The sequence below is a fragment of the Companilactobacillus halodurans genome, from assembly GCF_009600985.1.
Classification (GTDB): domain Bacteria; phylum Bacillota; class Bacilli; order Lactobacillales; family Lactobacillaceae; genus Companilactobacillus; species Companilactobacillus halodurans.
Map to the genome: position 1 here is coordinate 1 of NZ_VDFP01000039.1, position 7,388 is coordinate 7,388.

9 protein-coding genes and 4 pseudogenes are annotated in these 7,388 nt (G+C 42.0%); 9 read left to right on the forward strand and 4 right to left on the reverse strand.

The window, feature by feature from the left end:
• Positions 1–182, reverse strand: a 182-nt coding sequence (locus tag FHL06_RS11675) for a recombinase family protein (RefSeq protein WP_192917971.1), incomplete at its 3' end; no start/stop codon positions are given.
• A gap of 198 nt (positions 183–380) precedes the next feature.
• Between FHL06_RS11675 and amaP the strand changes: the two genes are divergently transcribed.
• The 6 genes and pseudogenes from amaP to FHL06_RS15020 form a co-directional block, all read left to right on the forward strand.
• Positions 381–941, forward strand: coding sequence for an alkaline shock response membrane anchor protein AmaP (amaP, locus tag FHL06_RS11680; RefSeq protein ID WP_125594016.1), 561 nt, complete (start codon positions 381–383; stop codon positions 939–941).
• A gap of 11 nt (positions 942–952) precedes the next feature.
• Complete coding sequence (locus tag FHL06_RS11685; protein WP_003596522.1) at positions 953–1,138, forward strand: DUF2273 domain-containing protein; 186 nt, start codon at positions 953–955, stop codon at positions 1,136–1,138.
• 27 nt (positions 1,139–1,165) lie between these two features.
• Complete coding sequence (locus FHL06_RS11690) at positions 1,166–1,708, forward strand: Asp23/Gls24 family envelope stress response protein (RefSeq protein WP_153386764.1); 543 nt, start codon at positions 1,166–1,168, stop codon at positions 1,706–1,708.
• Positions 1,709–1,723: 15 nt separating this feature from the next.
• The gene (locus FHL06_RS11695) at positions 1,724–1,975 is read left to right on the forward strand and encodes a GlsB/YeaQ/YmgE family stress response membrane protein (protein WP_003680323.1); all 252 of its coding nucleotides are present in this window, start codon (positions 1,724–1,726) and stop codon (positions 1,973–1,975) included.
• 11 nt (positions 1,976–1,986) lie between these two features.
• Positions 1,987–2,127: a hypothetical protein gene (locus tag FHL06_RS11700; protein ID WP_081539454.1), complete on the forward strand. Its 141-nt coding sequence runs from the start codon at positions 1,987–1,989 to the stop codon at positions 2,125–2,127.
• A gap of 386 nt (positions 2,128–2,513) precedes the next feature.
• A pseudogene (locus FHL06_RS15020) lies at positions 2,514–2,615 on the forward strand (putative holin-like toxin); the annotation flags it as partial.
• Between the two features lie 72 nt (positions 2,616–2,687).
• On the opposite strand, the pseudogene FHL06_RS11710 reads toward FHL06_RS15020, so the two are convergent.
• A pseudogene (locus tag FHL06_RS11710) lies at positions 2,688–3,685 on the reverse strand (IS30 family transposase).
• A gap of 95 nt (positions 3,686–3,780) precedes the next feature.
• Here FHL06_RS11710 and FHL06_RS11715 point away from each other — a divergent pair.
• Positions 3,781–3,981 carry a PspC domain-containing protein gene (locus tag FHL06_RS11715; RefSeq protein WP_337692562.1) on the forward strand — a complete coding sequence of 67 codons (201 nt, stop codon included), beginning with the start codon at positions 3,781–3,783 and terminating at the stop codon, positions 3,979–3,981.
• Positions 3,982–4,162: 181 nt separating this feature from the next.
• Positions 4,163–4,720 (forward strand): YdhK family protein, encoded by a 558-nt coding sequence (locus FHL06_RS11720; RefSeq protein WP_153386766.1) that lies wholly within the window; start codon positions 4,163–4,165, stop codon positions 4,718–4,720.
• A gap of 104 nt (positions 4,721–4,824) precedes the next feature.
• Here the strand turns inward: FHL06_RS11720 and FHL06_RS11725 are convergent, their stop codons facing one another.
• Positions 4,825–5,823, reverse strand: coding sequence for an IS30 family transposase (locus FHL06_RS11725; protein ID WP_012490951.1), 999 nt, complete (start codon positions 5,821–5,823; stop codon positions 4,825–4,827).
• A 186-nt stretch (positions 5,824–6,009) separates the two neighbouring features.
• On the opposite strand from FHL06_RS11725, the pseudogene FHL06_RS11730 reads away from it, so the two are divergent.
• Positions 6,010–6,618 (forward strand): annotated as a pseudogene (locus tag FHL06_RS11730) (ISL3-like element IS1165 family transposase); the annotation flags it as partial.
• A gap of 9 nt (positions 6,619–6,627) precedes the next feature.
• Here FHL06_RS11730 and FHL06_RS11735 read toward each other — a convergent pair.
• A pseudogene (locus FHL06_RS11735) lies at positions 6,628–7,388 on the reverse strand (IS5 family transposase); the annotation flags it as partial.

Sequence of the window (7,388 nt, forward strand, 5' to 3'; positions counted from 1 at the left end):
TCAGTGACCAGGACAATATCACCCTCACGAATATAGGCCAACATTTTTTGCAGTTCTGGCCGATTCGTGGTGGCCCCGCTTAATTTATCCGTAAACAGTTTATCAACGTTTTTTAAAGCCGTTAACTGCCGATCTAAATGTTGCTCTCTGGAACTTACCCGGGCATACCCGATTTTAGCCATTTTTAGCGCTTCCTTTTGGACAGTTCTAATGAACATTTGTAATTCCTAGTATAGCACAGGATCAAAAAAGGCCAATAGGGTATACCCTAGTGGCTAGATTGGTTTAGTCAAACAAAAATCTTAATTGGTTCCTTATAAGAGCATATAATTCCATCATCACAACTGTCCTGCTATAATTATGGTAAAGGTGGTGATGATTTGCGATTTATATTTAAGGCATTAATAGTAGTTTTTATTATCCTTGCATTTCCTTTATCCATAGTTCTTGTCTTTAAAAATTGGTCAACGGCCATTAGTACTAGTACACCCATGTCATTAAAGCTTGGTTGGTTGGAGCAGTACGAACCGATATACCTCTTTTGGAGTGGAGTAATTCTGGCGGTACTGTTAATTATTTTTTTGCTTATCACACTTTTTTGGCCACGGTCACAATCATTATATCTTCATCAAAAGTCTGATGGTCAAGTGACCGTCAGTAAGAAAGCTATTGAACATTTTGCGCTTTCAGCACTTCAACATGAACCCTTTATTGGCAACCCCAAGGTATCATCTAAGTTATCACGAAAAGGGATCACACTTAAAATATCGGGTGATCTACTAAATTCAGTCAATGCCAAGAAACAGACTGCAAATTTTCTTAATCAATTAAAAAAAGATTTGCGTATTTGTCTTGGAATTTCTGAACAGAAAAAAATTAAAATCAGACTCGTTGATTTTAATGAGTTGGACGCTAATGTGCATAAATCTCGAGTTATCTAGGAGGTGATATCGTGACCGAACTCATTAAAGCCTATTTTTGGCCACTAATTGGTGGAATTATGGGATTGCTCTTAGCGGTCCTTATCATCACTTTTGGATTTTTCAAGACGCTTTTTGTTTTGATTTTTATGGCAATCGGGATTACCGCGGGTTATTATATTCAAAAAACTGGTATCTTAACAAATGTTTTTAAATAACTGTTTGAATTATAAGGAGGAAAAATTATGCAGAATGGAACGACAAGTGAGAAAACAACAACTAACGAGAAGTCTGGTGTTAAAGGCAATTTAACATTTGATGATAAGGTTATTCAAAAGATCATTGGTATCGCACTTTCTGAAGTAGATGGCTTATTAACCGTAGATGGCGGCTTTTTCGCAAATGTTGCTGAAAAACTAGTTAATACTTCAGATGTTACATCAGGAATTGATGTAGAGGTTGGAAAAAAGCAGGTTGCAGTGGATCTCGACATTGTTGCTGAATACGGCATTGATATTTCTAAACTGTATGACAAGATCAAAAATGTTATCGTTCGGGAAGTAAAGAATATGACCGAATTAGAAGTAATTGAGGTAAATGTGAATGTTGTTGATGTCAAGACAAAGGAGCAACATGAAAAAGATTCGACTTCTCTGCAAGATCGCGTGAGCGATGCCACAGACAAAACGAAGGAAGCCGTCAGTAAGGGCGCAAATAAATCGAAGGAAACATTAGGTGACAGCGTTGATAAAGTAACGTCTGACAATAAATCTAGTCGTGTTAACTAAAGGAGGTGAGTAAATATGGGACTTATTTGGTCATTAATCGTCGGGGCAATCATTGGTGCAATTGCTGGCGCAATCACTAACCGTGGTGCTGCTATGGGCTGGATTGCAAACATCGTAGCTGGTTTAATCGGTGCGTGGATTGGCCAAGGGCTCCTTGGCACTTGGGGCCCTTCGTTAGCTGGCATGGCATTGATACCATCGATCATTGGGGCAATTATTTTAGTTCTGATTGTTTCATTAGTTGTTGGTCGAACCAGTAAAAAGTAAGGGGGAATTTTATGGACGTCTTGAAAAATGTATTTAAGTTTATGATCGCTTCTACGCTCATTGTAGGTGGTGTCCTCATCGGTGGCACCGTCTTGGCTGCTAAGAAAGTAGATGGCATTGGTGATACATTGCAACAAAAATTACATGGATAATTAGCCAAATTTATCTGTATTAGGCTTCTTAGAACGTAAATAATTGAGCAATTGAAGATCAGTTAATCAATATTTAAATTGGGAAGATAACCCTTTATAAATATAGATTGGAATTTTTTTGATAATTAATCATAGCAGGCACTTTTTTACATAGGTGCTTGCTTTTATTTATCTATACATTATGACCTAGCAGTTAAAAACTGTTTTTACAGATATAAATATAGTTTTCTTACTGATTCTTTAATTTTATATTTGGTTAAAGAGCTAGGCTGCCTGTATACTAGATTTAGTAGAGAAGTTAAGGCGGTGGCTATTTCCAATCGGAGGTGGTGCTTATGGTGTTAAACCTTTAAAGCCCATAAATCCTAACGAAAGGAGTAGCCTAAGTGTCCGTGTCGGACGCTTTACAATTAATGCTGGCTTTCGGTACCTTTACCGTGGCCTTAATTGCATTGATTGTAGAGCTGATCAAAAGTCAGCAAAAAAAAGGGTCTAGAATTTTTGGTGTTGGAAAGTATTTCCATTCCAAAAGTACTAGGCCCTTTTTGATAGACGAATTGTCAACTCAAGTGCAACTTTTTACCCATGAAGACTTCTGATGGCGTCTTCCAGCCTAAGACCTTGCGTGGTCGATTATTCAGTTGTTCAATGTAAGTCTCAATTTCCTGGTCGCTCTGAAGGTCTAGGTCTGTGTTCTTGGGAAAGTATTCTCTAATCAGTCCGTTGGTGTTTTCGTTAGTTCCTCGTTGTTGAGGCGCGTGTGGGTCAGGAAAGAAGACCTTTGTATTCAGACGTTCTGCCAGCTCCCTGTACCGGGCAAACTCCCTTCCACGGTCAGGAGTCACTGTTCTTACTCGGTTAGCTGGTAAGGCACCAAGCAGCTCAATCATGACGTCTCTAACAGTGTCAGCTTTTGCGTTGGCCGTTCGCTTCGAAAGCAGATAGCGTGATTTACGGTCAACTAATGTTACTAATGCAGAGTGTCCTGTTTTACCGCGTACTGTATCGCCTTCCCAGTGACCAAACCAGCTGCGATTTTCTGCCGACCGGGGTCGGTCGTGAATTGATGGCACGTCATTGAAGCGCCGCCGGCGTTCATTTATGGTGCCTTTGATTTTGCGCGTCTTGCCTCGGTGTCGAAGCAGCCTTGGTAGCCCGCGAGCACCATGGCTCTTCAATGGAACGCCGAGATTATCTAGGTAGATACCTCTGTAGATAGTCGAATAGCTGATGCGAATAGGACTGCCTTCTAGTGACAAGCACCGGCAATCTGCTCAGGCGACCAATGTAGCATCGTGATATATCGAATGACAGCGTCACGAGTCCCCGGTCGATCGAGGATCCGAGGACGCCTGCTAGCCAAGCGAACCCACCGGTAGCGGTCCTGAGCGGTGGCTGCCGAATAGCTCCGCCAGCCGCCGTTACGTGCAATTTCACGGCTGACTGTACTCTTGGAACGACCTATCTCTTTGGCGATGGTATCAAGAGTTTTGCCTGTAGAGATACCAAGCAGTATCGATTCACGGTCTTTTAAGGTAAGATGGGTGTACGGACTCATAGTCGAGTTCTCCTTGTAGTTGGTCTTGTGGTGATTCCATTTTACAAGGACTCAGGCTATGAGTCTTTTCTATTTGACTAATTTGTTGCACTTGAATTGTAAAGCCGTCTGAATATTTTGGTTGGGATAAGGCAATTGTGCGGATCATCGGTGCATTTTTGATCATATTTCCTGGTAATATTATCGGTGGGGCTATCTTATATGCAGTGACTGCGCTTGTTATGACTGATCCCACTCAAGGTGATCATTCCGATGATGGAGATTCAGTGATCAAGGGCGAATTTAGAGAAAAATAAAATTTGGTAATTCAGTAAAAAGCTTTCTCGTGCTAAGGGAAGGCTTTTTTATTGGCAGAATGTGCCGCTTTTTTAAGATAAATGAGCATACTCAATTTGCTGAGGGTAATTTGTTGTCAACTAGCTATTTCTTAGTTAAAGTTAAGGTAGAAACAGACTTTATCAAAAAGGAGTGGGAAAGTTGAAAAAGTTAGTACTGTATGTGTGTGCAGTAGTTGCCATGTTATTCTTGGTGGCAGGCTGTTCTAGTAATTCTACTCAAAAAGAAGGGTCATCTACGCACAGTCATTCTTCTGAGAAAACAGAAATGCACGAGCATACAGGTTCGAAAAAAGTGCATGGTTTAAAGAAAGCTGAGCAACCAAAATATAAGGCCGGTACTAAAGTTAAGTTAACGGCAGATCATATGAAAGGTATGAAAGATGCCAATGCAACGATCGTAAATGCTTATGACTCGAAGTTATACGCAGTAGATTACAAATCAACTTCCGATAAAAAAATGGTCAAAGATCATAAATGGGTCACTATTAATGAAATCGAGGGTGATCGAAAAGAATACAAAAAAGGTGATAAGGTAACATTAAAAGCTGATCATATGGCGGGGATGAAAAATAGCTCTGCTACGATAGTTGAGATCCAAAAGGGACCAGCTTACATGGTAAATTATCAGCCTACAAATGGTGGCAAGCAAGTTACCAACCATAAATGGGTCGCTGAAGATGAAATTGAAAAACGTTAATATAAATCTGTAATAAAAGCTGATTTAAAAACTTTTAGTGATCAGCGTTGAAATAGGGATCAAAGCAAAACTTTTGTTTTGGTCCTTTTTTGCGCGACGAATTGTCAAATCAAGTGTAACTTTTTACCGAAGAAAACTTCAGACGGTGTCTTCCAGACTAAGACCTTACGGGGTCGATTATTTAAATCCCTGACAAACTTCGCGATATCTTGATCGGTCAGTTCATCAAGGTCAGTTCCTTTGGGAAAATACTCTCGGATGAGACCATTGGTATTTTCGTTGGTCCCACGTTGTTGTGGTGCGTGCGGGTCTGGAAAATAGACTGAGATACCAAGCTCTTTACCGACTTCACGATAACCCGCAAACTCTGTACCTCGGTCTGGTGTAAGCGTACGAACGCGTTTAGGTGTGACTGTATGCAGGAGGTCGATCATCGCTTGGGTCACATTCTTGGCATTCACTTTGGGTACACGCTCAGACAGAAGGTATCGTGACTTACGGTCGACCAGTGACACTAAACCCGAACGCCCGATCTTGCCGCGAACGGTATCGCCTTCCCAATGGCCAAAACGAGTCCGATTCTCACATGAGACTGGTCGTTCATGGACTGATGGGACATTATTAAAACGGCCACGTCGTTCGTTGACAGTTCCTTTAACCTTACGAGTTTTCCCACGATGTCGTAACTTTCGAGCGAATCCTCGAGCCCCATGACTTTTACGTTTAACACCTAAATTATTTCGTTCAATTCCGCGATAAATCGTGTTGTAGCTGATATGCCAATTACTGTTCTCTAAAGATAAACGACCGGCGATTTGCTCGGGTGACCATTGCCGTTGAAGAATGCAGTGAAGGACAAAGTCGCGTAGCTTTAAATTCTCCAGTACCCTGAGGCGACGACTCTTTAATCGGCGCTGTTGATAGTTCTGCTGGGCTTTTACGGCAGAATAGGCACCCCGACCGCCGTTGCGTTTAATTTCTCGTGACACAGTGGCTTTGGAACAACCGATTTGATCGGCAATAACCTGGTAAGTATGGTGTAAAGTTACACCTAACAGTATGCATTCGCGGTCTTTTAAGGTAAGATGTGTATATGGACTCATAGCCTAAGAACTCCTTTAGATGATTGTTATGGTGACTTCATTCTACAGGACTCAGGCTAGGAGTCTATTTTTATTTTCTTACTTGTTGCACTTCAATTGTAAATTCGTCTAACAAAAAAAGGCATCTAAGCCTCCCTAGTGCTATGCTTTAAGCGACGAAACTCAAGATAAGCGGGGTAGGAATAGATGTCTCAACTAGATAATACACTTAAATTACTGGGAATTACAGACACAAACATTCAGGTGTTCGGTACTCGTGAGGAATTTCATGATCGGGGCTCGGGTCGCAAAAAGTATTTGGTCATCCAGGCAGAGCTTACCTACACACTCAGGCGCTGTCCCAGCTGTGGATACAATACGTTGCGCCCTAACGGACACAAGCTCACTCATGTCCACATTTCAGGACCCATGGACCGGCCCGTAATTCTAGAGCTAAACAAACAACGCTGGCGTTGTAGTAACTGCCATAGCACTTGTACGGCCACCACTCCAGTGGTATCAACCAACCACGCCATCGGTCACGGACTAGCGACTCATGTGCTGAAGCTAGCCAGTAAATCACTCCCGGCTAAGACTATCGCCAGTCTCACCGGTATTTCGACAAACTCAGTTCAGCGTATTTTGACGGCTAATATTCATCCACACGCGAGCCGCCGGCTACCGATTAATCTATGCTTTGATGAATTCCGTTCCACGCACGGCTCCATGTCGTTTATTTGCATTGACGCCGACACTCACAAATCAGTTAAAGTACTTAGCGACCGCCTTAATAGAACCATCAAACAGTTCTTTCTTAGAACCTGTCTAGTATCTTTTAAGAACTATCTTCAGGAAGGCCAATACAACCATTTGAAGACTGCTGTTAAGGGCACGTTCACAGTTTTTCCAAAGTCGCCGACATTTGTCTAGCCAACTCCATGAACGTTCAACGATCCATCGTTGCGGTAACACCGTGAACATATGCAACTCGTTGCGTTTAGCTACCGTCGTCTTAGCATTCAAAATGAGCTTCACCTGATCCGCAAAGTCATTGCCAGTGTAGCCACCATCAACCATGACATGCTGAACCAGCTCTAAATTTTGGCTGGCCAAACTAAACATAGCCAATGCACCTGAACGATCTGATACATTAGCTCGTGTCACGAGAATGGCTTGTGGTAAACCATTAATATAAACCGCCATATGACGCTTAATCCCTGAAATCTTTTTTCTTTCTTCGTAGCCACTATTTTTCGTTAAATCAGTGGCTTTAACACTTTGAGCATCAACAATCACAAACGACGTTCGGGCCGATCGGCCCTGTGCAAAACGATAGGAAGCGACAGTTTTTTTAAAAGCCTTTCTAATAGCGAATCAGCTGTCGGGTCTGGTTTATCTCGCCACAGCGGTAGACAGTGTGCCATTCCGGAAAATCGTGGGGTAATTCACGCCATTGACACCCTGTAGTAAGCGAGTAAAGGATGGCATTGAATACGTCATAAAGATCATAACGACGCGGTCTTGTATGCTTGCGGAAGTTTTCTAAATCAGGTTGTATTAACGCAAATTGCGCTCGAGAAATATTG